The sequence below is a fragment of the Thermus antranikianii DSM 12462 genome (assembly GCF_000423905.1).
Classification (GTDB): Bacteria; Deinococcota; Deinococci; order Deinococcales; family Thermaceae; genus Thermus; species Thermus antranikianii.
Genome location: NZ_AUIW01000005.1, coordinates 78,526 through 103,569 on the forward strand (window position 1 = coordinate 78,526; position 25,044 = coordinate 103,569).

Genomic DNA, 25,044 nt, shown 5'->3' on the forward strand with positions numbered 1-25,044 from the left:
ACGGGGTATAGTGAACGGCATGGAGTGGGATCTTTCCGACCTGTACCTTAGCCCTGAGGACCCGAACCTCGAAAGGGACCTGGCCGAGGCTCTGAACCTCGCCAGCAACCTGGACCCCAAGGACCTCCTCCATCCCAGCCAGGCGGAAGGCCTTTTTCGGCGCTACGAGGAAGCCCTGGAGAAAGCCTATAAGCCCTTGAACTACGCCTCCCTCTACTTCGCCACCCGCACCCAGGACCCTGTGGCCAAGGCCCTTCTGGACCGGGTAAGGAACCGCTACACCGAGGTGCGAAACCGCCTGGTACCCCTCGAGGTGGCCCTGCGCAAGCTTCCCGAGGAGGCCTTCCAGGCCCTCTTGGAGCACCCCGGCCTTGCCGATCTCCACCACTTCCTGCAAAGGCAGCGGGCCTTCGCCCCCCACACCCTTTCCGAGCGGGAGGAGGAGCTTCTAAACCTCAAGGGCCTGGTGGGAAGAAGCGCCTGGAGCCAGTTCTACACGGAATACACCGGCCGCTTCCGCTTCCGGGTGGGGGAAAGGGAGCTTACCGAGATGGAGGTGCGGGCCCTAAGGCGGGATCCCGACCCTAAGGTGCGGCGGGAAGCCCACCGGGAGCTATACGGGAAGCTCATGGCCGAAGCCCCTACCCTCAGCGCGGTGTTCAATGCGGTGTTCCTGGACTACCTCCAGGACCTTCGCCTACGGGGTTACCGCCATCCCCTGGAGCCCGTGGCCCTCCGGGACGAGGTGGAGGTAAAGGACATCGAGGCCCTCCTCGAGGCCACCCAGGCCCACTACCCCCTGGTGGAGGCCTACTACCGCTGGAAGGCAAGGCGGCTGGGCCTGGAGAAAACCCCAAGCCCGGATCTCCTCGCCCCTTTGGCCAGGGAAAAACCCAAGGTGCCCTTTGAGGAGGCCCAGGACCTGGTCCTCACCGCCTTCCACCGCTTCTCCCCCGAGGTGGGAAGGATTGCCTGGGAGTTCTTCGAAAAGCGCTGGATCGATGTCTACCCCAGGCCGGGCAAGCGGGGTGGGGCCTTCTGTTCTGGCGGGCTTCCCTCCACCCACCCCTACGTCCTCCTCAACCACACCGACGACCTGGACGCCGCCCACACCCTGGCCCACGAGCTTGGGCACGGGGTGCACTTCTACCTGGCCAGAAAGCAACGCCTCCTGAACTTCGGGGCCTCCACCCCCCTGGCGGAAACCGCCAGTGTCTTTGCGGAGATCCTCCTGGACGACCTCCTCTTGGAAAGGCTTTCCCCGGAGGAACGCACCCTGCTTTTGGCCGAGAGGGTGGAGGATGCCATCGGCACCCTCTTCCGCCAGGTCATGTACACCTTCTTTGAGCGAAGGAGCCTCGAGGCCCGCCGGGAAGCCGCCCTTTCCCCCGAGGCCTTCCACGGGATCTGGCAGGAGGAGCAAGGAAGGCTTTACGGGGATGCCGTGGAGTGGACGGAGCTGGACCAAGCGGCCTGGGCCGGCATTCCCCACTTCGTCCATTACCGCTTCTACACTTACAGTTACGCCCTTGGGTATCTGGTGGTGCTGGCCCTCTACGGCAAGTACCAGGAGGAGGGAAAGGCCTTCGTGCCCAAGTACCTGGGGATCCTCGAGGCGGGGGAAAGCCAAAGCCCCAAGGAGATTCTGGCCCAAGCCGGGGTGGACCTGGCCTCCGAGGCCTTCTTCCAGTACGGCTTCGGGGTCCTGGAGTCTTGGCTAAAGGCCCTTCCCTAAGCCAGAATAAGGGGATGGACCTCGTCTTTCGCCCCGGGCGCTACCCCTACCTCACCCAGGACCTTCCCGGCGTGGGGGGTACGATCCGCCTCCTTCCCCAAGACTTCCAGGTGGAGGAGGTGCCCGCCTACCTGCCCAGCGGGGAAGGGGAACACCTCTACTTCCTCCTGGAGAAGGAAGGCCTAACCACCCGCCAGGTGGTGGAGTTTCTGCGGGACGAGGTGGGGGTCCCGGAAAAGGAGATCGGGGTAGCGGGGCTGAAGGACAAGCGCGCCAAAACCCGCCAGTGGTTCTCCATCCCCCGCAAACACGAGGATGCCCTGTGCTTGCTGGAAAACCTTAAGGGAACTCGGGTTTTGGAAGCCAACCTGCACACCAACAAGCTGCGCACGGGCCATCTCAAGGGAAACCGCTTCCGTATTCTCATACGCGGGGCCCACGATGTGGAGAGAGCCCGGGCCATCCTGAAGACCCTCGAGGCCAAGGGCATTCCCAACTACTACGGCCCCCAGCGCTTTGGCCTCGGGGGGCAGAACCCGGTCAAGGGCTATGAGCTGGTGAAGAAGGGTAAGGGAAGGGGAAACCCCTGGCTTAAGCGCTTCCTGATTGGAAGCCTGCAAAGCCTTCTCTTCAACGACTGGGTGGCCCTAAGGATGGAAAGGGGGCTTTACGACCGGGTCATCCCCGGGGACTGGGCCAAGAAGCACGCCACCGGAGGGGAGTTTCTGGTGGAACGGGAAGAGGAGGCGGAAAGGGCCTTGAGGCTGGAAATCAGCGCCACCGGGCCCCTCTTCGGCAAGAAGTACCCGGAGGCCCAGGGGGAGGCCAGGGCCCTGGAGGACGAGATCCTGGCCCGCTATGACCTGAAGCGGGAGGAGTTCCGCGCCCGCCGGGGGGCAAGGAGGCCCATCCGCATCCCCCTTACGGAGTGGACCCTGGAGGAAACCCCAGAAGGGCTCTGGCTAACCTTCTTTCTTCCCAAGGGCAGCTACGCCACCAGCCTCTTAAGGGAAGTGATGAAGGTGGAAGTGGATGCTCCGGAAGAGGAAGAAGCCCTGGGAGAGGGCTAAACCCTCCCCCAGCCCTGGGCAGCCGTTAGAAGCGGTAGCCCACCTTGAGCTGGGCCGCCAGCTTATTTCCCGCAAGGCCTAAGTCCCCACCCAGGAAGAAGGGAGCCCCCAGGGTGGTCTTCAGGTCGTACTCGGCATCCGCCCGGAAGTAGAGGCTGGTGTTGCCAAACTGAAAACCAGGAACGGCCACACCCATCCCCACCCCTGCCTGCAGGCTCTCGGCCAGGGGGTAGAGGTAGCGGAAGAGGAAGGCTCCGTTCCAGTTTCCGTTCACGTTATAGGCGATATCCAAAACCGGCCGCACCTCCCCCACAGGAGGCTGGAAGAGCTGGCAGTGCCAGGAGGCCTCGAGGCCAAAGCCCTGGGTACCCCCTACCGCCGCTAGGGAGGGCTTTAAGTTCTCCACGGAAAACTGCGCCAAGCCCAAACCAAATAGCGCTGCCAAAACACCCAGAATCCTCCGCATAGCGCACCTCCCATGTGCATGCTACCCTACATCCTTGGCGCTTTGCAAGCCCTTCTCTAAATGTTCTCCAGAAAATACTCTATACCCCCTCTCCCTAAGCACCTCTCCCACCGCCTTCCCTACTCCCCGGACCAGGATGGGAGGGGAACCTAGGTTGAGCATGACCAGAAAGCCCACCACGTACTCAGCGAGCTCCTCCGGGGCCATCCTGGGCCCGCCCGTGCGGCCGTAGCCTGGGAGGTCCAAAAGATAGAAGGTATACCCCTCCGGAAGATCCTCGGGCCAAGCCCTTGCCTCCTCCGCCAGGAGGAGCACCCCTGGACCCCTTCCCACCCGGTCGAAAACCAGGTTGAGCCCATAGAGGTGAAGGTACCCCGTCCGCCTCATAGGGCAAGGCCTCCGAGCAAGGGACGGAAAGTTTCCCCCAGGAGAAAATCCGCCACCAGGTCCACCACTTCCTCCCTTGCCTCCCAGGGCACCAGGTGACCTGCCTCCTCCAAGGTGAAGCGCAACGCCTCCCCCTTGGCGAAGTCCGCCACCTCCTTGCCGTAAAAAGGCGGGGTAAAGGCATCCCAGGCCCCCTGGACCACCAGAGTCCGGGCCTCCGTGCCCCTAAGCCAGCGACGCTCGTCGGAAAGCCCTTCCAAAAGGGCCAGCCAGGCCCGTATCCCTTCCTCCGAAAGCCCTTCCTTCCAGGCGGCGAAGATCTCCTCGCTCCCCACCGCCCTTGGGCCGAAGAAGAGGGCCCGGCCCACCTGGGCAAACCCCTCCTTCCCCCGGGCCTCGAGGCCCAGCCTTAAGGCCACAAGCTTGGCGGAAAGAAGGGCATCCCGCCGTAGGATGGGGGAAAGGAGCACCAGGCTTCTTGCCCCTTCCTGGAAGGCCACCTTCAACGCAGCAAGGGCTCCTTCCGCAAAGGCGATCAGGTGAAGCCCCTCCTCCGAGGGAAGGTCCAGGAAAAACTCCAGCCCCGCAGGGGGGGAGAGAAGCCCAGGAAAAAGCCGTATCTCGCCCACGCCCCCTTTATACTCCAAGGCATGGAAGGAAGGACCATTCCCCAGCGGGAAACCCTGGATGCCACCTTGGGGGTGCGCTACCTGAAGTTGGAAAAGGAGGAGGTGGTGGCCGAGCTGGAGGTGACCCCCAGGGTGCACCAGCCCTTTGGCTTCCTCCACGGGGGAGCCACGGTGGCCCTGGCGGAAAGCGTGGCCAGCGTGGGGGCATTCCTCAACTGCCCGCCGGGGCATGCCGCCTTCGGCCTGGAGATCAACTGCAACCACATCCGCAGGAAAAGCCAGGGCACCATCCGGGCCGTGGGCAAGCCCCTGCACCTGGGCCGCACCACCCAGGTGTGGGAGGTCAAGGTCTACGACGAGGAGGAAAAACTGGTGGCGGCAAGCCGGTGCACCCTGGCGGTGGTGCCCCTAGAACCAAGAGCGTAGCCAGCGAAGCCAGTTCTCCCCCAGGAACGCCTCGTCCCCTAAGGACCAAAGGTCTCGGTGGCGGTCCAGTCCCAGGGGAACCGCCTCGAGGCCGAATCCCCCATCCCAGTCCGTGCCCAAGCCCACCCTCTTGGGGCCCAGGAGGGCTTCCGCATGGGCCTTGTGGCGGAGAAAAGCCTCCAGGGGAAGCCTGGGATCGCCCCGCTTCCAACCGGGGTCCAAGAAGGCGTTGAAGGGCACCAAGCCCAAAACCCCATCCCGCTTCCTTAGGGCCTCCATGAGCCGGTCGGAGAGGTGGCGGGGGGAGGGCACCAGGGCCCGGGCGTTGGCATGGGTGGCGCAGACCGGGCCCGAGAAGACCTCCAGGGCCTGGAAGGCGGCTTCCTCCGCCAGGTGGGAGAGATCCAGGGCCATTCCCAGGCCCTCCATTTCCCGCAAAAGGGCTTTTCCCAAGTCGGTCAGGGGAGCCTCCTCGGCGTTGCCCCCTGCGTAGGCATTCCGGGTGGCCCAGGTAAGGGAAAGCATCCTGAGGCCCCTTTGCCGCAAAGGAGCCAACTCCTCAGGGGAGGCGAGGGCATGGGCACCTTCCAGGAGAAGCACCAGGCCCGGGATCCGGTCCTCCCGGTGGCGGGCGAGGTGCGCCTCCAGATCCCTTCCATGGCGGAGGATCCTCACCCATCCCTTGGCCTCCCAGGCCTCGTAGAGGGCCAGCTGGGCGTACACCTCCTCCTGCCAGTCCTCGAGGCCCCCTTCCCTGGGATCCACGAACAAGGTGGCGAAGGCCACCGCCACCCGGGCCTCCCTAAGGCTTTCCAGGGTCACCAAGGGGGTTTCGGGATGGGGGTCCACCTCCCTAAGCCGCTCTAGGGAAAGGGAGAGGTCCCGCCCCAGGATCCGGGCGTTGTAGGCCAAATCCAGATGGGCGTCCACCATGACGGGGCCCATAGGCCAACTCTACAATGGGGATCGTGCGGGCTTCCGAACTGCCTCCCCTTCCCGAGGCCCCCGGGGTCTACCTCTGGAAGCAGGGGGAAAAGGTCCTCTACGTGGGCAAGGCCAAGAACCTGAAGGCCCGGGTGCGAAGCTACTTCCATGCGGAGGGCAAGGCAGCCCGCATCGCCCAGGAGGCCACCGCCTTGGAGTTCATCGCTACCCGGGACGAGGTGGAGGCCCTCCTCCTCGAGGCCAACCTCATCAAGGCCCACCGCCCCCCCTACAACGTCCTTCTCAAGGACGACAAGCACTATCCCTTCTTAAAGCTCACCCGGGAACCCTTCCCTACCCTTTTGGTGGTGCGGCGGGTGGAGGAGGATGGGGCCAAGTACTATGGCCCTTTCCCCGAGGCCAGCGCCCTAAGGCGCATCAAGACCCTGATAGACCGCCTTTTCCCCTTGCGCAAGAACTCCGGCTACCCCATGAAAAAAAGGCGCTACCCCTGCCTGAACTACAGCATGGGCCGCTGCTTGGCTCCTTGCGTGGGCCTGGCTGACCCCAAGGCCTACCAGGAGGTGGTACGCCAGGTGGAGGCGGTGCTGGAGGGAAAGGTGGATGGGCTCCTAAGGGAGCTGGAAGCCAAGATGCGGGAAGCCGCACAGAGGTTAGAGTTTGAGCGGGCAGCGGAGATCCGGGACCAAATGGAGGCCCTAAGGGCCTTCTTCTCCACCGCCCAGCAAGCCTTTGACCCGGAGATGGGGGACCTGGACTTCCTGGGCTTGGCCCAAGCAGGGCCTTTGGCGGTGGTGCAACTCTACCAGGTGCGCTCAGGGCGGATCCTGGGCCGCATCAGCCGGGTGGTGGAAAAGGAGGAAGCGAGCCCTGAGGAAATCCTCTGGGCCTTCCTGCGCGACTACTACCTGGAGGCTTCCCCCCTACCCCCCCTGATCCTGCTGCCCTTCCCCCTGGAGGACCTGGAAGGTCTAGTAGCCCTCCTTCACCGCCGCGCCGGGCGGAGGGTGGAGTTAAGGGTGCCCAAAAAGGGGGAGAAGGTACGGCTTCTGGAGCTTGCGGAGAAGAACGCCCGCCTGGCCCTGGAGACCGAGCTCAAGCAAAGGGAAAGGCGGGGGGACCACCCCGCCCTAAAGGCCCTCCAGGAGATCCTGGGGCTATCCCAAAGGCCCTATCGCCTCGAGGGGTACGACGTAAGCCACCTCCAGGGGGAGGCCCGTGTCTTTTCCATGGCCGTCCTGGAGGGGGGCAGGCCCAAGAGGGCGGAGTACCGCAGGATGCGCCTGAAGGCAGGAAACGACGACTACGCCGCCATGGAGGAGGGGGTATACCGGCGCTTCACGGGAAGCCTAAAGGACCTGCCCCTCCCCGACCTCCTCCTGATCGATGGCGGGCTAGGCCAGGTGCGGGCGGCAGCCCGGGCTTTGGAAAGGGCCGGCCTGAGCCTCCCCCTGGTGGGCCTGGCCAAGAAGGAGGAGGTCCTCATCACCCAAGAAGGCCGGGAGATCCGCCTGCCCCTAACCCACCCTGCCCTCCAGCTCCTCATCCACCTTCGGGACGAGGCCCACCAAAACGGGCTCCGCTACCACCAAAAGCGAAGGAGCCAGGAACTTTTCCAGGTGCTAAAGGGCATCCCCGGCATCGGGGAGGCGAGAAGGCGCCTTCTTTTGGAGCGCTACGGGGGGCTTAAGGCCTTAAAGGAAGCTCCTTTGGAAGAGCTTGCCCGCCTGCCGGGCATGAACCGCAAGGCGGCGGAGGCGTTGAAGGCCGCTTTGGAAGGGGCCCTGGGGTAAGATAACCCCCTGATGGTGCGCCGCGCCCTGGAAGAGGCCATTCACCAAGCCCTCAAGGAGATGGGCCTGGACCTCCGTCTCAAGGTGGCCAAGGCCCCCAAGGACAAGCCCGGGGACTACGGGGTTCCCCTCTTCGCCTTGGCCAAGGAGCTAAGGAAACCCCCCCAGGCCATCGCCGGGGAGCTCAAGGCCCGCCTGGACCTTCCCCCTTTCGTGGAGGAAGTCATCCCCGTGGGGGGGTACTTGAACTTCCGCATCCGCACGGAGGATCTCCTCAAGGAGGCCCTTAGGCCCAAGGAGCCTTTTCCCAAGAGGGAAGGCCTGGTGCTCATCGAGCACACCTCGGTGAACCCCAACAAGGAGCTCCACGTGGGCCACCTGCGGAATATCGCCCTGGGGGACAGCCTGGCCCGCATCCTGGACTATGCCGGGCGAAGGGTCCTGGTCCTGAACTACATTGACGACACGGGCCGCCAGGCGGCGGAAACCCTTTTCGCCCTAAGGCACTACGGCCTCACCTGGGACGGGAAGGAGAAGTACGACCACTTCGCCGGCAAGGCCTACGTGCGCCTCCACCAGGACCCCGAGTACCCCAACCTACAAGGGGGCATAGAGGAAATCCTTCACGCCCTGGAGCGGGGGGAGCTTAGGGAAGACGTCAACCGCATCCTCCTGGCCCAGATGGCCACCATGAAGGCCCTGAACGCTCATTACGACCTTCTGGTCTGGGAATCCGACATCGTTCGCGCGGGGCTTTTGGAAAAGGCCCTGAGGATCCTGGACCAGAGTCCCCACGTCTTCCGCCCCACGGAGGGCAAGTATGCGGGGGCCTTGGTCATGGACGCAAGCCCCTTCATCCCCGGGCTGGAAGACCCCTACTTCGTCCTGGTGCGCTCCGGGGGAGCCGCCACCTACTACGCCAAGGACATCGCCTTCCAGTTCTGGAAGATGGGTCTTTTGGAGGGGTTGTACTTCCAACCCTACGAGAACCCCTACTACCCGGCCCTGAGAACCAGCGCCCCCGAGGGGGAACCCTACACCCCCAGGGCCCGGGAAACCATCAACGTCATCGACGTGCGGCAAAGCCACCCCCAGACCTTGGTGCGGGCGGCCTTGGCCCTGGCGGGGCACCCCGAGCTGGCAAAGGGTGCCTTCCATCTGGCCTATGAAACCGTACTGCTGGAAGGCAAGCAGATGTCCGGACGGAAGGGCCTGGCGGTGAGCGTGGATGAGGTCCTGGAGGAAGCGGAAAGGCGGGCCCTTGCTGTGATAGAGGAGAAAAACCCCGACCACCCCGCCAAGGAGGAAGCGGCCAGGATGGTAGCCCTGGGGGCCATCCGCTTTGCCATGGTGAAGACCGAGCCCAGGAAACAGATCGATTTCCGCTACGCCGAGGCCCTTTCCTTTGAAGGGGATACGGGCCCCTACGTCCAGTACGCCCACGCCCGGGCCCACAGCATCCTGCGCAAGGCCGGGGAGTGGGGGGAGATAGACCTTGCCCAGGCCACCCCGTACGAGCGGGAACTGGCCCTGGCTCTCCTGGACTTTGAGGAGGCGGTGCTGGAAGCTGCCGAGGAGAAGACCCCCCATGTCCTAGCCCAGTACCTGCTGGACCTTTCCGCCAGCTGGAACACCTACTACAACGCCAAGGAGGACGGGAGGCCCGCCACCCCGGTGCTCACGGCACCCCCGGGCCTGAGGGAACTCCGCCTTGGCCTGGTGAGGAGCCTGCAAGAAACCCTGAAGACGGGGCTTTCCCTCCTGGGCATCCCCGCCCCTGAGGTAATGTAAGGGCATGCGCCTCGTTCTCGCCGCCCTCCTTCTTTCCCTCTTGGCCCTGGGCCAGCGCCTGGTCTCCCCCGAGGAGGTGGCCCGAAGCCAGGTGATTCAAAAGGCCCTGCCCGCAGTGGTCCGGGTCCAAGGCTCCCCCACCGCCCCTGGGGAGAACCAGGTGGTGGGCACGGGGTTCTTCGTGAGCCCCTTCCGGGTGGTCACCAACTACCACGTGGTCCAGGACTTGGCCGACCTCACCGTGCGCCTGGCGGACGGGCGCACCTTCCCCGCGGAGCGCTTCGCCGTGGACCCCGGGATCGATATCGCCCTTCTCACAGTACGCGGCCTCCAGGCTCCTCGGGTGCTGGCCTTCAGCAAGACCCCTAGCACCAGCCTTCCCCTGGGCATGGGGGTAGTGCTGGTGGGGTTTCCCTTCGGCCAGGGGCCCTTGGCCTCCTACGGGATCCTTTCCGGCATAGGCCCCCTCGAGGTCCCCTCCCCTGACCCCAGCGTGGGAGCCGAGGTGGGGGAATACCTCTTCACCGATGCCCCCCTCACCGTGGGCAACTCAGGAAGCCCCCTTCTGAACCTGCAAGGGGAAGTGGTGGGGGTGGTGGCGGACGTGGTGGGAGGACCCTCGGGGGTGGGAGGAATTGGGGTGGCCATCCCGGCGGATCTGGTGGCCCAAAGCGTCCGGGACCTGGAGCGGTTCGGCATTCCCCAGCGGGGCTGGCTGGGGGCAAGCCTGGTCAGCCTGGACGAACTCCCGCCGGTGCTCCTCAGGGCGGTGGGGCTCACCACCACCCAGGGGGCCATGGTGGACCGGGTGGACCCGGGAAGCCCCGCAGCCCGGGCTGGCCTAAGGGGAGCCCAACGGGATGCCCAGGGGAGGCTTCTCGCCCTTGGGGATGTGATCCTGGCGGTGAACGGCAAAGCGGTCAAGGGCAAGGCGGAGGTGGTCCGCCTCATCGCCCGCTACCGCCCTGGGGACCGGGTGCGGCTAACGCTTTGGCGGGAAGGACGGAGGCTCGAGGTCACCCTCACCATGGTGGCCCGGCCCAGGAGGTAAGCGTGTACATCGCCATAGAAGGCCCTATTGGCGCAGGCAAAACCACCCTGGCCCGGCTTCTTGCGGAAAGGCTTGGGGCCGAGCCCCTTCTGGAGGTGGTGGAGGAAAATCCCTTTCTACCCCTTTTCTACCAGGACCGGAAGCGCTACGCCTTCAAAACCCAGGTCTTCTTCCTCCTTTCCCGCTACCGGCAGCTTTCCCGCCTTCGGGAAAGGCCCCTATTCGGCGGGGTGGTGGCCGACTACCTCTTTGACAAGGATGCCATCTTCGCAAGCCTCAACCTGGAGGGCCCCGAGTGGGACCTTTACTTGGACCTTTACCGAGAGCTTTCCCTGAAGCTCCCCCCGCCCGACCTCACGGTCTACCTTAGGGCCCCGGTGCCGGTGCTATTGGAACGCATCCGGAAACGGGGCAGGCCCTTTGAGGAGGGGATGGACCCCGCCTACCTCGAGGCCCTCTCCGAAGCCTACGAGCGCCACTTTGCCCGCTACGCCCATCCCCTTTTGGTCCTCGAGGCGGACCAACTGGACTACAGCCAACCCGGCCCCGACCAGGACCGGGTGGTGGCCCTGGTGAAGACCCAACTTGCCCAGGACGGCAGGACCGCCTAAAGAAGGGTCCAGCATGTATCTGGCCATCGCCGGCAACATCGGTAGCGGCAAGAGTTCCCTCACCGCCTTGCTCTCAGAGGCCTTTGGGCTGAAGCCGGTGTACGAGGCGGTGAGCGAAAACCCCTACCTGGAGGACTTCTACCGGGATATGGGGGCCTACGCCTTCCACTCCCAGGTCTTCTTCCTGGCAAGAAGGGTGCGCCAGCACCTTCTGGAAGTGAACGGGGCGAGGGCCGTGGTGCAGGACCGCACGGTCTATGAGGACGCCCTGGTCTTCGCCCAGAACCTCTACCGGGAAGGCCACTTGAAGGAGCGGGACTGGCGAACCTACCTGGAGCTCTTCCAGAGCGTGTCCCCAGCCCTTAGGAAGCCCGATCTTCTCATCTACCTCCGGGCAAGCCTCCCCACCTTAAGGGAGCGGATAAAAAAGCGGGGAAGGCCCTTTGAGCAAAACCTCCCCGACCGCTACCTTCTCGGGCTCAACGCCCTCTACGAGGAACTCATCGCCTCCTGGGACCTCTCCCCCGTCTACGTGGTGGAGGCGGACCGGATAGACTTCGTGGAAAAGGCGGAGGACCGCGATAGCCTTCTTGCCGCCCTCCGCCTGTGGATCCAGCCATGACCCTCGAGGAACTCTTCGCCCCCTTTGGCCTTAAGGTCCCGCCCCTTAGGGTCTTAGGCCTCACCCTGGACTCGAGGCGGGTGGAACCCGGTTATGTCTTCGTAGCCGTGCCCGGGGTGCCCCTTCCCCACCGCAAGCCCTTGGACGGGCACGACTTTATCCCCGAAGCCCTGGCCAGGGGGGCCATCGCCGTGGTGGGGGAAAGGGAATTAAGCCTTCCCGTGCCCTACTTGCGGGTGGGAGACGCCCGGGAGGCCTTGGCCCACCTGGCCCGTCATTTCTTCGGCGAACCGGACCGGAAACTGGCCCTCTTGGGCATCACCGGTTCCAAGGGGAAGAGCACCACGGCAAGCCTCCTTCACCACCTCTTGCAAGCTGGCGAAAAACCCGCCGCCCTCCTCTCCACCGTGGGCCTCCGCCTGGGAGAGGAGGCCCGCCCTAACATCGGCCATTTCACCACCCCCGAGGCCCCCGAGGTGTACGGGTTTTTGCGGGAAGCCGTGGAGAGGGGGCTGGAAGCTGCGGTGCTGGAGGTTTCCAGCCACGCCCTGGCCCTGAAGCGGGTGGAGGGGCTTACCTACCGCATCGGGGTCTTCGTGAGCTTTTACCCCGACGACCACCTGGACCTGCACGGCACCGCCGAGGCCTACTTTGCCGCCAAGGCCCTTTTGGTGGAGCGCTCCCACCTCGCCGTTTTAAACACCCGCCTGCCCTATCTGAACCGCCTTCTTCCCAGACCCCATCTCCTCTTCGGACCGGGTGGGGAGGTGTGGGGGGAGGGCTTGCGGGAAGGGGAGGAAGGCCTCCGCTTTACCCTGCATACCCCCTGGGGCTCGGGGGAAGCCTTTTTGCCCATGCTGGGGAGGTACAACCTGGATAACGCCCTGGCCGCTAGCGCCGCCGCCTTGGCCTATGGGCTCTCCCTGGAAAAGGTGCTTCAGGGCCTCGCCACCTTTAGGGGGGTGCCGGGGCGGATGGAGGTGGTGCAGAAAAAGCCCTTCCGGGTGGTCATCGACTTCGCCCACACGGGAAAAAGCCTGGAGGAGGCCCTAAAGACCTTGCGGGCCACCACCCGGGGAAGGCTTCTTCTGGTGGTGGGGGCTGCCGGGGAACGGGATCCGAGGAGGCGGGAGGATATCGGGCGGGTGGCGGCGAGGCTTGCCGACAAGACCTTTTTCACCGAGGAGGACCACCGCACGGAGGACCTCCGGGCCATCCTCGAGGCCCTGGCCAAGGCCGCCAGGGAAGAGGGGGGCCTTTACGAGATCATCCCCGACCGCAAGGAAGCCATCTTCCGCGCCCTTTCCGAGGCCCGGGAAGGGGATACCGTGCTCCTCGCTGGCAAGGGTCACGAGCGCACCCTGGAAAGGGGTACCCTGGCCCTGCCCTGGGACGAGAAGGCGGTGGCCCTGGAGGGGCTAAAGGCCCTGGGCCTAGGTGGAGGCGAGCATCCCTAGGGAAGCCACCCATTCCTCGAAGGCCCTGAGGCCCCTATGGTACATGGCTTCCCGCTTCTCCTTCTTGGCCATTCTTCCTTCCACCGGCGGGACCAGCCCCCAGTTGGCGTACATGGGCTGGAAGCCCTTGGGGTTAGCGGTGGCCAGGAAGCGGACCAATCCCCCCAGCATGCTCTCCTCCGGCGGGGCCACGGGTTTTAACCCCCGGTAGCGCCGGGCGGCGTTCAGGCCTGCCAGGAATCCTGTGGCGGCGCTTTCCAAGTATCCCTCTACCCCAGCCAGCACCCCCGCGGCGAAAAGCCCTTCCTGCTCCCTAAACTCCAGGGTCTCCCGGAGTAGGAGGGGAGCGTTTAGGTAGGTATTCCGGTGCATCACCCCGTAGCGCACGATCTCGGCGTTTTCCAGGCCCGGGATCATCTGGATGAGCCGCTTTTGCTCGGGCCACTTAAGACCGGTCTGGAACCCCACCAGGCTCCACATCCGCCCCGCCTTGTCCTCCTGGCGAAGCTGCACCACGGCGAAGGGCTCCTTGCCGGTCCTTGGGTCCTTGAGCCCCACGGGCTTCATGGGGCCAAAGAGGAGGGTTTGGTAGCCCCTTCGGGCCAGCTCCTCCACGGGCACGCAGGCCTCAAAGAACTCCCGCTTCTCCCACTCGTGGGGGGTGTGCTCTTCCGCCTCGAGGAGGGCCTGGTAGAACCGCCGGTACTCCTCCTCGGTCAGGGGGCAGTTGAGGTAGTCCGCCTCCTGCCCGTAGCGCCCGGCCCGGAAGCACTTTTCCAGGTCGATGCTCTCGTAAAGGACGATGGGGCTTGCCGCATCAAAGTAGCTCAGGAAGTGGTCGCCAAACCGGAGCCGTATAGCCTCGGAGAGGGCGTCGGAGGTAAGGGGCCCCGTGGCCAGGATGGCGAGGCCCTCAGGAACCTCCACCACCTCCTCCCGCACCACCTCCACCAGGGGATGCCGGGAAAGCCTCTCCGTGATGTACTGGCTAAACTCCTCCCGGTCCACGGCCAAGGCCCCTCCCGCAGGCACCCGGGCCCTAGTGGCTGCCTCCATGACCAGGCTTCCCGCCCGGCGCATCTCCGCCTGCAGTAGCCCCTTGGCGTTCGTGGGCCCTTCGCCCCCCAAGGAGTTGGAACAGACGATCTCCGCTAGCTTTTCTGTGGCGTGGGCCGGGGTCATGCGCTTGGGGCGCATCTCATAAAGGCGCACGGGAACCCCAAGCCGCGCCAGGGTCCAGGCGGCCTCGCTTCCCGCCAGGCCTCCGCCCACCACCGTCACCCGTTCCATCCTTTAGATGGTACCACCCGGGCTGGTTTGGGAAAAGGGCGAGGGCGGGTAGAATGACCCTATGGCGGTGCGGCACCGGTTTAAGGTGGATTCCCTATGAGCCTGGCCAAGCGCATCATCCCCTGCCTGGATGTCCACGCAGGCCGCGTGGTGAAGGGGGTCAACTTCGTAAACCTCCGCGATGCGGGCGACCCCGTGGAAGCCGCCCAGGCCTACGACGAGGCCGGCGCCGACGAGCTGGTCTTTTTGGACATCTCTGCCACCCACGAGGAGCGGGCCATCCTCCTGGAGGTGGTGGCCCAGGTGGCGGAAAGGGTCTTCATCCCCTTAACCGTGGGGGGAGGCGTCCGCTCCTTGGAGGATGCCCGTAGGCTTCTTCTGGCCGGGGCCGACAAGGTGAGCGTGAACTCGGCCGCGGTGAAGCGCCCCGAACTCATCCAGGAGCTTTCGGACCACTTCGGCTCCCAGGCGGTGGTCCTGGCCATTGACGCCCGCTGGAACGGGGACTTCCCCGAGGTCTACATCGCTGGCGGGCGCATCCCCACGGGGCTTCACGCGGTGGAATGGGCCCTTAGGGGGGTAGAGCTTGGCGCTGGGGAGATCCTTCTCACCAGCATGGATAAGGACGGCACCAAAGAAGGCTACGACCTCAGGCTCACCCGCATGGTGGCCGAGGCAGTGAGCGTGCCGGTGATCGCAAGCGGGGGGGCGGGGAAAAAGGAGCATTTCCTCGAGGCCTTCCTGGCCGGGGCCGACGCCGCCTTGGCCGCCAGCGTCTTCCACTTCGGCGAGATCCCCATACCCGAACTCAAGCGATTCCTGGCCGAACAGGGCTTGGAGGTGCGCCTAGATGGACCTATCCCAAGTGAAGTTTGATGAACAGGGCCTAGTGCCGGTGGTGGTACAGGATGCCAAAACGGGCGAGGTCCTGACCCTGGCCTACGCCAACCGGGAAGCCCTGGAGGAAACCCTAAGGACAAGGCGGAGCACCTTCTATAGCCGGAGCCGAAAGACCCTATGGCGCAAGGGGGAAACGTCAGGGAACATCCAGGAGGTGGTGGAGGTCCTCCTGGACTGCGATGGGGATGCGGTGGTCTACCGGGTCCTTCCCCACGGCCCCGCCTGCCACACGGGGGAGCGAAGCTGCTTCCACCGCCCCCTCCTTTCCGGAGAACCCAGCCTGGGCTTTGTCCTTTCCCAAGTCTACGCCACCATCCAGGAGCGGCTTAGAACCCTTCCCGAGGGAAGCTACGTGGCCAAGCTCCACCAGGCGGGCCTGGACCGGATCCTGAAGAAGATTGGGGAGGAAGCTGGAGAAGTCATCATCGCCGCCAAGAACCAAAACCCTGAGGAGGTGCGCTGGGAAGCCACGGACCTTCTCTTCCACCTCCTCATCGTGCTGGCGGAACTGGGGCTCGGCCCAGAGGACCTAGCCAGAACCCTCTGGGAACGGCACCGGCCCCCAGGCGGCCCTGCGCCCAATTAAGCACCCCCTTCCCCCCTGGCCTTAGCGCCGCCTCCCCTGGGCGGGAGCGCTCAGCCAGAGCCTTCCTTCCAGAAGGACCGCCCTCCCGAGAAGGCGGAGCCATCCCAGGAGGTAGGCGGTGAAGCCCTTCTGCCGCAAGCGCCGGAGGTAGCGCCTCCTTAGGCGGAGGAAGCGCTTTTGGGTGGCCTTTCGGTAAAGCCAGGGTCCGTCGGGCACCAAGGCGGTCATGTTTCCAGCTTAGCCCAACCCCTTATGATGGAAACATGGAAATCGAGCGCCGACTGGTCCTCGAGGTGGTGCGGGTAACCGAACAGGCCGCCCTGGCGGCAAGCCGCCTAGCGGGCAAGGGGGATAAGGAGGCCGTGGACGAGGCGGGCACCCAGGCCATGCGCCGGGTCCTGAACGAGCTCCCCATAAAGGGCACGGTGGTCATCGGCGAAGGGGAGATGGACGAGGCCCCCATGTTGTACATCGGGGAGGTCCTGGGCCAAGGGGGCGTGGAGGTGGACATCGCCGTGGACCCTGTGGAGGGCACCACCACCGCCGCCAAGGGCCTGCCCAACGCCGTGACCGTGATCGCCATCAGCGAGAAGGGCGGCCTCTTCCATGCCCCCGACATGTACATGGAAAAGCTCATCGTTCCCCCCCCGGCCGCGGGGCTTGTGGATCTTTCCTGGCCGGTTTCCGCCAACCTGAAAGCCTTAGCCTTGGCGCTCCAGCGCTCTGTAGAGGACCTGGTGGTGGTGGTCCTGGACCGCCCCCGCCACGAACGCCTCATCCGGGAGATCCGGGAGGCAGGGGCCCGGGTGAAGCTGATCTCCGATGGGGACGTGATCGCCGCCTTGGCCGCCGCCATCCGGGGCACGGGGGTGCATGCGGTGATGGGGATTGGCGGAGCCCCTGAAGGCGTTTTGGCCGCCGCCGCTTTAAAGTGCCTGGGCGGGGAGATCCAGGCCCGCTTCACCCCCCAAAACGAGGAGGAACGAGCCCGGCTCAAGGCCATGGGAGGGGACGAAAACCGCATCTACCGCACCGAGGACCTGGCCCCGGGAAGGGAAATTGTCTTCGCCGCCACCGGCATCACCGACGGGGATATCCTCCAGGGGGTGCGCTTCTTCGGGGGCGGGGCCAGGACCCATTCCATCGTTCTGGGCCACGCCACCCGCACCGTTCGGTTCATAGACTCCATTCATCTTTTTGAAACCGGAGCCCGGGTGACCATTCGGGTTTAGACTAAGGGCGTGCCCCGCTGGTACGCCCAGGAAGAAGCCCTAAAGCTTGCCCTGGATTTCTTCCAGGGCGATGAGCTTAGGGCCTCCGTGTTCCTCCACCGCTACGCCCTAAAGGACCCGGAAGGCAGGCTCCTGGAAGCCACCCCGGAGGAGATGTGGCAGCGGCTCGTCCAAGGAGTCACCCGGGTGGAAAAGGGAGCCACGCAGGAGTTCGCCTGGCTCTTCTCCGACTTTCGCTTTGTCCCCGGGGGACGGATCCTCTTCGGCCTGGGGAACTGGCGCCGGTCCACCCTGTTCAACTGCTACTACATCCCCATCCGGGAGGACTCGGTGAAGGGGATTACCCGCTTCCTGGACGAGGCCGCCCGCACCTTCGCCTACGGGGGCGGGGTGGGGAGCAATGCGGATGCCTTGAGGCCCAAGGGGGCTAAGGTGGGCAACGCAGGCATGGAGAGTTCGGGGGCGGTGAGCTTCATGGAGCTCTTCTCCACCCTGGCGGGGGTCATGGGGGCCAGCGGGGGGCGGCGGGGTGCCTTGATGCTCACCTTCTCCGACACCCATCCCGACCTCCTGGACTTCCTCCAGGTCAAAACCGACCCCGAGCGAAGCCGGGTGCGCCACGCCAACATCTCCCTAAGGGCCACGGACGCTTTTTTACAAGCCGCCTTGGCCGACGAACCCTGGACGCTTTCCTTCACCACACCCCGGGAGCACATAACCCGGACCATCCGGGCCAAGGAAGCCTGGGACCTCCTGGTGGAGGCCGCCTGGCAAAGCGCCGAACCCGGCCTCCTCTTCTGGGACCGGGTGCGCACCTGGGCCACGGCCCAGTACGGGGGGATGGAGGTGGAAGGGGTCAACGTTTGCGGGGAGGTTCCCATGGAACCCTATGGGGCCTGCAACCTGGGAAGCCTTAACCTGGCGGCCTTCGTACAGGAGCCCTTTACGGACAGGGCCCGGCTGGATTGGGCAGGCCTCGAGGAGGCCACCCGTTTGGCCGTGCGCTTCTTGGATGCGGTGGTGGACCTGGGAAAGAACCGCCATCCCTTGAGGGCCCAACGGGAAGCCTCCTTAAGAAGCCGGCGCGTTGGCCTTGGGATCATGGGCCTGGCGGACACCCTGGCCATGCTGGGACTGCCCTATGGTGCGGAGGAAAGCTTAAAGTTTGCGGAAGAGGTCATGCGCCGCATCAAGGAAGCCGCCTACTGGGAAAGCACCCGCCTGGCAAGGCAAAGGGGTTCCTTCCCAGCCTTTGACCCAAAGGAGCACATAAAAAGCCCCTTCATCCAGTCCCTGCCCGAAGCCCTCATCCAGGCGGTGGAAAAGGGCCTGAGGAACGCCGCCCTTCTCTCCATCGCCCCCACCGGCTCCATCTCCATCCTGGCCGGGGTGACGAGCGGCATAGAACCCATCTTCGCCCTCACCTACCTGCGCCATGCCGGGGGACAGGTGTTTTTGGCGGAACATCCCCTCTTGAAGCGGTACCGCAGGGAACGAGGAGGCGAGGTGCCAGATTGGCCCACGGCTCATACTGTGGATCCTTTCCAGAGGGTACGCCTCCAGGCCGCCTTGCAACGCCATGTGGACCAAAGCATCTCCTCTACGGTGAACCTCCCCCGGGAAACCCCCAAGGAGGTGGTGGAAAACCTCTTCCTCACCGCCTGGAAGGAGGGGTGCAAGGGCATCACCGTCTTCCGGGAGGGAAGCCGGGAGGAAGTCATCGAACCCCTGCCCCCGGTGGGGGTCTGCACCTTCTGCCAAACGGCATGACCCGCTACCGCATCGCCACCCGGCCCTACCTTCCCTACCCGGGGGAGCGCCTGGCCCGCAGAAAGGGTCTGGGAGGCGAGTTTTACGAGCTCCGCCCCTACGCCCCCGGTGACGAAATAAGGCGGGTCCACTGGAGGGCTTACGCCAAGACGGGAAGGCTCTACACCCGCCTGGAAACCGCACCCGAGCGAAGCCGTTTCCGCATCTACCTGGACGAAAGCGAAAGCATGCGCCTCTTCGGCAAGCTGGCCTACGGGGAGGAGGTGGCGAGGCTCCTCCTGGGGATCGCCCGCCAGGAGGACGCCCTGGCCCGGCTGGAACGGGGCAGACCGGAAGCCCTTCGCCCGGGCCGGGGCACCCTGGTCCTCATCACCGATGGGCTAGACCCCTTGCCCTGGCCCAGGATCCTTCCGAAACGGGTGGTCTTGGTCCAGGTCCTGGCGCCCATGGAGCTGGCCCCGCCCCTCGAGGAAGCCTTCCTCAAGGACGTGGAAACCGGGGAATCTCTCCCCGTGGGGCCGGAGGAGGTAAGGGCGTACCAAAAGGCCCTCGAGGGGCACTTAAAAGCCCTCCGCCTCCTCGCCCTTCTTCGGGGCCGCTACGCCCTCTTGAAGGTGGGAGAACCTCCCCTTCCCGCCCTCCTCCGCCAGGGGGTGGTGGAGCCCCTTTAGTACGCCTGGGTAAACTCCTCAAGCCCCAGGGCCCTTAGCCTTCCGGGGTCCACGCTTCCCTTCTCCCACCCCGCAAGCCGCCAGTAGGTGCGCACGCCCTCCTGGAAGGCCTCCCTATCCAAATAGGCCTCTGGACTGCCCTTGCGGAAGGGATGGAAGAAGCGCTCGGGTAGGCGGTCCTCCTCCGGACCGATCCCCTCCCGTAGGTTGAAAAGCCGGGTGAGCTGAAGCGTCCTCTCCCCTACCTCCAGCATCTCCTTAGGGGAAAGCCGCCAGCCTGTGGTGGCGTAGATGGCCTCCTGCCACTCTTCTGGGGTCCAGGGCACAAAGTCGCACATCACCAAGCTGTTCACGAAGCCCCGCTCCCGGGTCTTGGTCCAGAGCATGCGGATTTTGGCCTCGGAAAGGTCCTCTGGGGGAAGGGGCGCAAAGTCTTCCCCATAGAAGCGAAGCTCCTTTAGGGCCTTCCCCTCCTTGGCGAAGGCGGTGTCGTGCAGGTTGTGGTTGTGGTCGGCTCCCGTTGGGCTCACCGCATATCCCACCCCCAGGGCCCGCTTGTACCGAGGGTCATGCATGGGCACCTCCTGGCCCTTCACCTGCATGGCCAGCTCCGGATGGCCGATGGCCTCCGAAAGCCGCCTGGACCCCAAGGCCAAGAGCTCCCCAAGCCGCCCTTCCCTCCGGGCCAGCTTCTCTATGGCAGCGATCAAGGCGTCCCCGTTGCCGAAGCGGAGCCCCAGACCCTCGTCGTCCAGGTAGCCCTTCTCCACTGCCTCCATGGCCGTGGCAATGGTCACCCCCACCCCGATCACGTCCAGACCGTACTGGTTGCAAAGGGTGTTGGCTTTGGTGACCGCATAGGGATCCGTGACCCCGCAGGTGGAGCCCAAAGCCCCAAGCCCCTCGTACTCCGGCCCCCCGTACTCGGGGCGCACGTCGTACTTGCCGGTGCCCTCGATCCGCACCACCTGCTTGCAACGGATGGCGCAGGCGTAGCAGGTATCCCGACCGATGCGGATGCCCAGGGCGTCCAAGCTGGTGCCGTCCAAGGCCTCGGCTCCTTCCAGGAAACCATCTAGAAAGTTGTGGCTGGGAAGAACCCCCCGGAGATTGAAAGGCTTCACCGTGCCCACGGTACCCATGGTGACCAGGCCCGCGGCCCTTTCCATGCGCTCCCCCGCCATACGCCGGGCCAGGGTGGAGAGGAGGGCGGGATCGTGGTAAGTGGGACGGGTATCCTTTCTGGCCCGGGCGGAGACCGCCTTCAAGCGTTTGGCTCCCATCACCGCCCCCAGGCCCCCTCGCCCGGCGAAGTGGGCCAAGTCGTGGATCACGTTGGCGGTGAGAACTTGGTTCTCCCCGGCGATACCGATTTGGGCCACACGGGTGCTGGGCCCATGCGCCGCCTTGAGGAGGGCTTCCACCTCCAAGGGATCCTTACCCCAAAGATGGGAGGCAGGGTGAAGGGCCACCTCGCCACCCTCCACATGAAGGTATACGGGTTCCTCCGCCTGCCCCAGGACCACCAGGGCGTCCAGGCCGGCGTTCTTCATCTCGGCACCGAAGAACCCCCCGGCCTCCGCATCCCCATACCCTCCGGTGAGGGGGCTTTTGGCGGCCACGGTGTTGCGGCCCGACCCCGAGATGGGGGTGCCGGTGAGGATGCCGGGGGCAAAGATAAGGGCGTTTTCCGGGCCCAGGGGATCCGCTCCCTTGGGCACATGCTTCAAAAGAAGGTAAGCGGAAAGGGCCCTGCCCCCAAGAAACCTGCGCCAGAAAGCCTCGCCGTAGCTCTCATACCAGATCCGTCCCGTGGAGAGGTCCACGAAGGCCACGCGGTCGTGATAGCCCTTGGGCATAGCTAAAGTTTAACCCCTGGGACCAAAGCCCCAGGGGTAAAAAACCCTGCTTGAGCTAGCGGGTCTTCCCCGCCAAGAGATCCTCGGCCAGCTTCTGGGCCTTGTCCAGGACCGACTTGGGATCCGCCTTGTTCAAAATGGCCTCCTTGATGGCCTGGCCCAGGACGTCAAAGCGGATCTGCTCCCACTCCGCCAAAGCCGGCTCAAACTTGGCGTAACGGCTTTGGCGCACGATGGTGGCGAAGTCGGGGTTCTCGGTAGCGTAGGTCTGGTAGACCACATCCTTCAGGGCTCCCTCGGTCACCGGCACGTACCCGGTAGCGGTGGCGAAGACCGCCTGGGCCCTGGGGGAGAGGACAAACTGCAGGAAGTCCTTGGCCACCGCCTGCTCCTCCTTGCTGGCCTGGCGGAAGACCACCAGGTTGGTGCCCTGGACCAGGCCGAAGCCCACCTGGCCGGAGGTGCGGCCCGGCAGGGTGGCCACCCCCAGGTCAAACTTGGCTCCCTGGCGGTAGTAGGTGTAGCCGGCGGAGGTATCCACACTGAAGGCGTAGGGGCCGGAGCCCAGGTTCTGGTTGATGTACCCGGAGGTGATGGCCTTGGCCCACCCCTCCTTCACCCCGTTTTGCAGGAGGGTGAGGGCCTCCACCGCCTCCTTGGAGTTCAGCACCAGCTTGCCGTTTTTCAGGTAGCTTCCTCCCAGGTTGAAGAAGAAGTAGGCGAAGGTGGAGGCATCCGGCTGGAACCAGTAGACAGGCCCTCCTTCCGCTTGGGAAAGCTTCTTGCTTAAGGCAACGAACTCCTCGAGGGTAGCTGGCACCTTGGCCCCGTGCTTCTTGAGGAGGTCCTTGTTGTAATAGAGGACCTGGATGCTCTTGTTGAAGGGCACCCCGTAGACCACCCCGCCGAAGCGCACGGCGTTCAGGAAGGCCAGGTTGACCCCCTGAAGCTTCACCCCCAAGGACTCAATGGGCAGAAGGGCCTTGGCCTCGAGGTACAAGGCAATGTTGTTCTCGTAGGCCTGGGCCATGGCGGGCACCTTCCCTGCGGCGAAGGCTGCTTTGATCTTGGTGGAAAGATCCCGGTACCCCCCTTGAGGCACGGGGCGCACACACCGGCCTTGCTGGGTCTTGTTGAACTCCACCACCAAGTTCTCCAAAGCGGCCTTGGGTGCCCCGCCGGTGAAACCGTGCCAGAGCTCCGCCACCACCCTAGCCTTGCTGCACTGCTCCTTGATAACGTCCTCAGGCTTGGCCTGCTGGGCCAACGCTAGCCCCAAAACCGCCACCAGCAAAAGCGCTTTCCGCATACACAAGACCTCCAAGGAGAGTATATCCCTCCTCCTGTCAAGCCAAGGTCAGCCTACTTGAGCCCCGAGCGGGCAATCCCCTGGATGAACTGGCGCTGGGCGAAGAAGTAGCCCAGGATCACGGGGAGGATCACGAAGGTGCTGGCCGCCATCAAGGCTCCGTAGTCTGACCCCGCCTCGGAAACAAAGGCTTGCAAGCCCAGCTGCACCGTGCGCATCTCCGGGCTTTGGGTGACGATAAGGGGCCAAAGGAGGGCGTTGTAGGCCCCCAGGAAGGTGAAGATCCCGTAGGACACCAGCCCGGGAAGGCTTAAGGGCAGGGCGATGCGGAAAAGCTGGGTCAGGTACCCCGCCCCGTCTATGCGGGCGGCATCAAAAAGATCCTGGGGCAAGGAAAGGTAGAACTGCCGAAGGAGAAAGATGCCAAACACCGAGGCCAGCCAGGGCACGATAAGGGCGTAGTAGGTGTCCAGCCAGCCCAGCCTGGCCAGAAGCACGTAGTTGGGGATGAGGAGCACCTCCCCCGGCACCATCATGGTGGCCAGGATGAGCACGAACACCGCCTCCTTGCCGGGAAAGGGAATGCGGGCCAGGGCAAAAGCCGCCAGGGCCGCCAGGAAAAGCCCCACCGCCACCTGGGTCAAGGCGGTGAAGAAGCTATTGAAGAAGTAGCGCGCCCAGGGAGCCGCATGCCAGGCTTCCAGGTAGTTGTGGAGCACGTAGCCCAAGGCCCCGGGCACCGCATTCACCCACTCCAGCCGCCAGTACTCCCCCTGGGAGCGGATGGCGTCGGGGGGCAAGGGCGCCTCCAGAGGGACTTCCTTGGGCCAGAGCACCACCAGGGGCAAAAAGCGGAAGGCTTCCTCCGTGGCGTTGGTCAGCCGCACCCGCCAAGCCCCTTCCCGATACACCACCTCCACCCGGGTGCCATCCGCCCGGGGGTCAAAAAAAGCCCCAGGGGTGCGGGGTACCAAGGCCCTGGGCGGATGCCCTTCCCTCCCAGGGAAAACCAGCTCCACGCTCCTTCCAGGTGCCAAGCCCCCCCATAGAGGGCTATCCCCCAGCCTGGCTGCCTTGAGCCAGTTCGCCGGCTTCATGCGCTCGGGAATCCAGATAGGCTTGGCCTGTAGGGCTTCCTGGGGGCTTTTTAGGCTGGTGGCCAGCATCCAGTAGAAGGGAAAGGCCATGACGAGCCCCCCCAGGAGGAGGAGCAAGTGCACGAACAGGACACCGGGCCTAAATCTCATAGTTCACCCGCCTCTCCAAAACCCGCCTTTGAATCAGGGTGAGGACCAGGATGAGGAGAAAGGTCACCATGGCGATGGCGCTGGCGTAGGAGAAATCCGAGTCGCGGAAACCCTTGTTGTAGAGGTAAAAAGCCAGGGTAAGGGTATCCTGCAACACCCCACCCGTGGGGGTAAGGATGTAGACCTGGGTGAACACCTGGAAAGCTCCGATGAGCCCCAGGGTGAAAAGAAAGAAGGTAGTGGGGGAAAGAAGCGGCCAGGTGATGAGCCGGTGCTTCTGCCAAAAGCTCGCCCCATCCAGCTCCGCCGCCTCGTAATACTCCTTGGGAATGGCCTGAAGCCCGGCCAGGAGGATCACCACTTGGTATCCCAGAAAGTGCCACACGCTCATGACCATGATGGCCACAAAGGCCAGGCTGGGCCCCGCCCAAAAACCCTGGGGCTGAACTCCCAGGGGCTCGAGGAGAAGGGCGAAGACACCCTTGGGCGTGTTCAGCCAGTCGAGACCCGGGGTACCAAGAAGCCAGTTGAGAAAACCGAATTCCGGGTGGTAGATCCAGCGCCACACCGCCGCCGCCGCCGTGAGGGCGGTGATGTAGGGGAGGAAGTAAAGGGTGCGGTAGAACCCCAGGAAGGCCACCTGGGTGTTCAGGAGGATGGCCACCCCTGTGGCCAGGAGAAGACCCACCGGCACGGTAAAGACCACGTACCAGAAGGTGTTCCCCAAGGCCCTCCAGAAAAGAGGGTCCTGGAGGAGGATGCGGTAGTTCTCCAAGCCAGCGAAGGCCGCCGGGCGCAGGAAGTTAACCCGTTCAAAGAGGCTCAGGTAAAAGGCGTAAAGGGTGGGGAAAGCATGCCAGACCAGAAGGAGGGCTAAGGCCGGCCAAACCAAGGCCCAGCCGTAGAGGGCTGACTGCTCCTTTTCCCTCAGGCCCCGGCCAAACAAGAGGGCGAACAAGAGAGGAGCCAGAAAGGCCAGGGGTGGGAACCAGTACGCAAAAAGCCCAAGCCCCAAAAGGGCATGGTGCCGACCGAAACGAAGCCCCCACAGGACGAGAAGGGCGTAAAGCCCAAGCCCCGCCCCCACCCAGGCCCCCGGGAGAAAGCCAAGCCGGGAAGCGTACACACCCAGGGCAAGGAGCGCCCCCAAGGACAGAAGGGCATAGAGGGGAAAGGTCCGCATCCTGTGCCGGAGTA

24 protein-coding genes are annotated in these 25,044 nt (G+C 64.6%); 14 read left to right on the forward strand and 10 right to left on the reverse strand.

All coding sequences use genetic code 11. From position 1 onward, the window contains the following. Positions 1–19: 19 nt before the first annotated feature. Both G584_RS0106340 and truD read left to right on the forward strand, forming a co-directional pair. Positions 20–1,735, forward strand: coding sequence for a M3 family oligoendopeptidase (locus tag G584_RS0106340; protein ID WP_028493869.1), 1,716 nt, complete (start codon positions 20–22; stop codon positions 1,733–1,735). Positions 1,736–1,749: 14 nt separating this feature from the next. Further along, the gene (truD, locus tag G584_RS0106345; RefSeq protein WP_028493870.1) at positions 1,750–2,805 is read left to right on the forward strand and encodes a tRNA pseudouridine(13) synthase TruD; all 1,056 of its coding nucleotides are present in this window, start codon (positions 1,750–1,752) and stop codon (positions 2,803–2,805) included. Positions 2,806–2,830: 25 nt separating this feature from the next. On the opposite strand, the gene G584_RS0106350 is transcribed toward truD, so the two are convergent. Genes G584_RS0106350 through G584_RS0106360 form a run of 3 tightly spaced genes read right to left on the reverse strand, consistent with a single transcriptional unit; the run spans position 2,831 to position 4,287 of the window. Next, a complete protein-coding gene (locus G584_RS0106350; RefSeq protein WP_028493871.1) occupies positions 2,831–3,271 on the reverse strand; it encodes a hypothetical protein in 441 nt (146 codons plus the stop codon). Positions 3,272–3,292: 21 nt separating this feature from the next. Further along, positions 3,293–3,658, reverse strand: coding sequence for an alpha/beta fold hydrolase (locus tag G584_RS0106355; RefSeq protein WP_028493872.1), 366 nt, complete (start codon positions 3,656–3,658; stop codon positions 3,293–3,295). Beyond that, complete coding sequence (locus G584_RS0106360; protein WP_028493873.1) at positions 3,655–4,287, reverse strand: alpha/beta fold hydrolase; 633 nt, start codon at positions 4,285–4,287, stop codon at positions 3,655–3,657. The genes G584_RS0106355 and G584_RS0106360 overlap by 4 nt, the downstream gene beginning before the upstream one ends. 21 nt (positions 4,288–4,308) lie before the next feature. Here G584_RS0106360 and G584_RS0106365 point away from each other — a divergent pair, with 21 nt between their 5' ends. Beyond that, entirely contained in the window at positions 4,309–4,713 is a 405-nt protein-coding gene (locus G584_RS0106365; protein ID WP_028493874.1) for a PaaI family thioesterase, read from the forward strand. On the opposite strand, the gene G584_RS0106370 is transcribed toward G584_RS0106365, so the two are convergent. Next, the gene (locus G584_RS0106370) at positions 4,696–5,658 is read right to left on the reverse strand and encodes a dipeptidase (protein WP_028493875.1); all 963 of its coding nucleotides are present in this window, start codon (positions 5,656–5,658) and stop codon (positions 4,696–4,698) included. The two genes, G584_RS0106365 and G584_RS0106370, sit on opposite strands and share 18 nt — an antisense overlap. Positions 5,659–5,672: 14 nt before the next feature. Between G584_RS0106370 and uvrC the strand changes: the two genes are divergently transcribed. Genes uvrC through G584_RS0106400 form a run of 6 tightly spaced genes read left to right on the forward strand, consistent with a single transcriptional unit; the run spans position 5,673 to position 12,983 of the window. After that, entirely contained in the window at positions 5,673–7,451 is a 1,779-nt protein-coding gene (gene uvrC / locus G584_RS0106375; RefSeq protein ID WP_028493876.1) for an excinuclease ABC subunit UvrC, read from the forward strand. 12 nt (positions 7,452–7,463) lie between these two features. Continuing rightward, positions 7,464–9,242 carry an arginine--tRNA ligase gene (locus tag G584_RS0106380; protein ID WP_028493877.1) on the forward strand — a complete coding sequence of 593 codons (1,779 nt, stop codon included), beginning with the start codon at positions 7,464–7,466 and terminating at the stop codon, positions 9,240–9,242. Positions 9,243–9,246: 4 nt separating this feature from the next. Further along, a complete protein-coding gene (locus tag G584_RS0106385; protein ID WP_028493878.1) occupies positions 9,247–10,293 on the forward strand; it encodes a S1C family serine protease in 1,047 nt (348 codons plus the stop codon). Between the two features lie 2 nt (positions 10,294–10,295). Continuing rightward, complete coding sequence (locus tag G584_RS0106390) at positions 10,296–10,904, forward strand: deoxynucleoside kinase (protein ID WP_028493879.1); 609 nt, start codon at positions 10,296–10,298, stop codon at positions 10,902–10,904. 13 nt (positions 10,905–10,917) lie between these two features. Next, positions 10,918–11,526 (forward strand): deoxynucleoside kinase, encoded by a 609-nt coding sequence (locus G584_RS0106395; RefSeq protein WP_028493880.1) that lies wholly within the window; start codon positions 10,918–10,920, stop codon positions 11,524–11,526. Then, a complete protein-coding gene (locus G584_RS0106400; RefSeq protein ID WP_028493881.1) occupies positions 11,523–12,983 on the forward strand; it encodes a Mur ligase family protein in 1,461 nt (486 codons plus the stop codon). The genes G584_RS0106395 and G584_RS0106400 overlap by 4 nt, the downstream gene beginning before the upstream one ends. Here G584_RS0106400 and trmFO read toward each other — a convergent pair. Then, positions 12,960–14,273: a methylenetetrahydrofolate--tRNA-(uracil(54)-C(5))-methyltransferase (FADH(2)-oxidizing) TrmFO gene (gene trmFO / locus G584_RS0106405; protein ID WP_028493882.1), complete on the reverse strand. Its 1,314-nt coding sequence runs from the start codon at positions 14,271–14,273 to the stop codon at positions 12,960–12,962. The two genes, G584_RS0106400 and trmFO, sit on opposite strands and share 24 nt — an antisense overlap. A gap of 96 nt (positions 14,274–14,369) precedes the next feature. Between trmFO and hisF the strand changes: the two genes are divergently transcribed. Both hisF and hisIE read left to right on the forward strand, forming a co-directional pair. Beyond that, entirely contained in the window at positions 14,370–15,149 is a 780-nt protein-coding gene (gene hisF, locus G584_RS0106410) for an imidazole glycerol phosphate synthase subunit HisF (RefSeq protein WP_028493883.1), read from the forward strand. Further along, complete coding sequence (hisIE, locus tag G584_RS0106415) at positions 15,124–15,759, forward strand: bifunctional phosphoribosyl-AMP cyclohydrolase/phosphoribosyl-ATP diphosphatase HisIE (protein WP_028493884.1); 636 nt, start codon at positions 15,124–15,126, stop codon at positions 15,757–15,759. The genes hisF and hisIE overlap by 26 nt, the downstream gene beginning before the upstream one ends. 21 nt (positions 15,760–15,780) lie before the next feature. Here the strand turns inward: hisIE and G584_RS0106420 are convergent, their stop codons facing one another. Then, complete coding sequence (locus G584_RS0106420; protein ID WP_015717752.1) at positions 15,781–15,987, reverse strand: hypothetical protein; 207 nt, start codon at positions 15,985–15,987, stop codon at positions 15,781–15,783. 35 nt (positions 15,988–16,022) lie between these two features. On the opposite strand from G584_RS0106420, the gene glpX reads away from it, so the two are divergent. Genes glpX through G584_RS0106435 form a run of 3 tightly spaced genes read left to right on the forward strand, consistent with a single transcriptional unit; the run spans position 16,023 to position 19,432 of the window. Continuing rightward, positions 16,023–16,991, forward strand: coding sequence for a class II fructose-bisphosphatase (gene glpX / locus G584_RS0106425; protein ID WP_015717753.1), 969 nt, complete (start codon positions 16,023–16,025; stop codon positions 16,989–16,991). 9 nt (positions 16,992–17,000) lie between these two features. Then, positions 17,001–18,761: an adenosylcobalamin-dependent ribonucleoside-diphosphate reductase gene (locus tag G584_RS0106430; RefSeq protein ID WP_028493885.1), complete on the forward strand. Its 1,761-nt coding sequence runs from the start codon at positions 17,001–17,003 to the stop codon at positions 18,759–18,761. Next, positions 18,758–19,432: a DUF58 domain-containing protein gene (locus G584_RS0106435; protein WP_028493886.1), complete on the forward strand. Its 675-nt coding sequence runs from the start codon at positions 18,758–18,760 to the stop codon at positions 19,430–19,432. The genes G584_RS0106430 and G584_RS0106435 overlap by 4 nt, the downstream gene beginning before the upstream one ends. Here the strand turns inward: G584_RS0106435 and G584_RS0106440 are convergent. Genes G584_RS0106440 through G584_RS0106455 form a run of 4 tightly spaced genes read right to left on the reverse strand, consistent with a single transcriptional unit; the run spans position 19,429 to position 25,030 of the window. Continuing rightward, a complete protein-coding gene (locus tag G584_RS0106440; protein WP_028493887.1) occupies positions 19,429–21,291 on the reverse strand; it encodes an aldehyde ferredoxin oxidoreductase family protein in 1,863 nt (620 codons plus the stop codon). The two genes, G584_RS0106435 and G584_RS0106440, sit on opposite strands and share 4 nt — an antisense overlap. Before the next feature lie 55 nt (positions 21,292–21,346). Further along, complete coding sequence (locus tag G584_RS0106445) at positions 21,347–22,600, reverse strand: ABC transporter substrate-binding protein (RefSeq protein ID WP_028493888.1); 1,254 nt, start codon at positions 22,598–22,600, stop codon at positions 21,347–21,349. A gap of 53 nt (positions 22,601–22,653) precedes the next feature. Beyond that, positions 22,654–23,847: a carbohydrate ABC transporter permease gene (locus G584_RS0106450; RefSeq protein WP_028493889.1), complete on the reverse strand. Its 1,194-nt coding sequence runs from the start codon at positions 23,845–23,847 to the stop codon at positions 22,654–22,656. Beyond that, positions 23,837–25,030, reverse strand: coding sequence for a carbohydrate ABC transporter permease (locus G584_RS0106455; protein WP_028493890.1), 1,194 nt, complete (start codon positions 25,028–25,030; stop codon positions 23,837–23,839). The genes G584_RS0106450 and G584_RS0106455 overlap by 11 nt, the downstream gene beginning before the upstream one ends. Positions 25,031–25,044 lie beyond the last annotated feature (14 nt).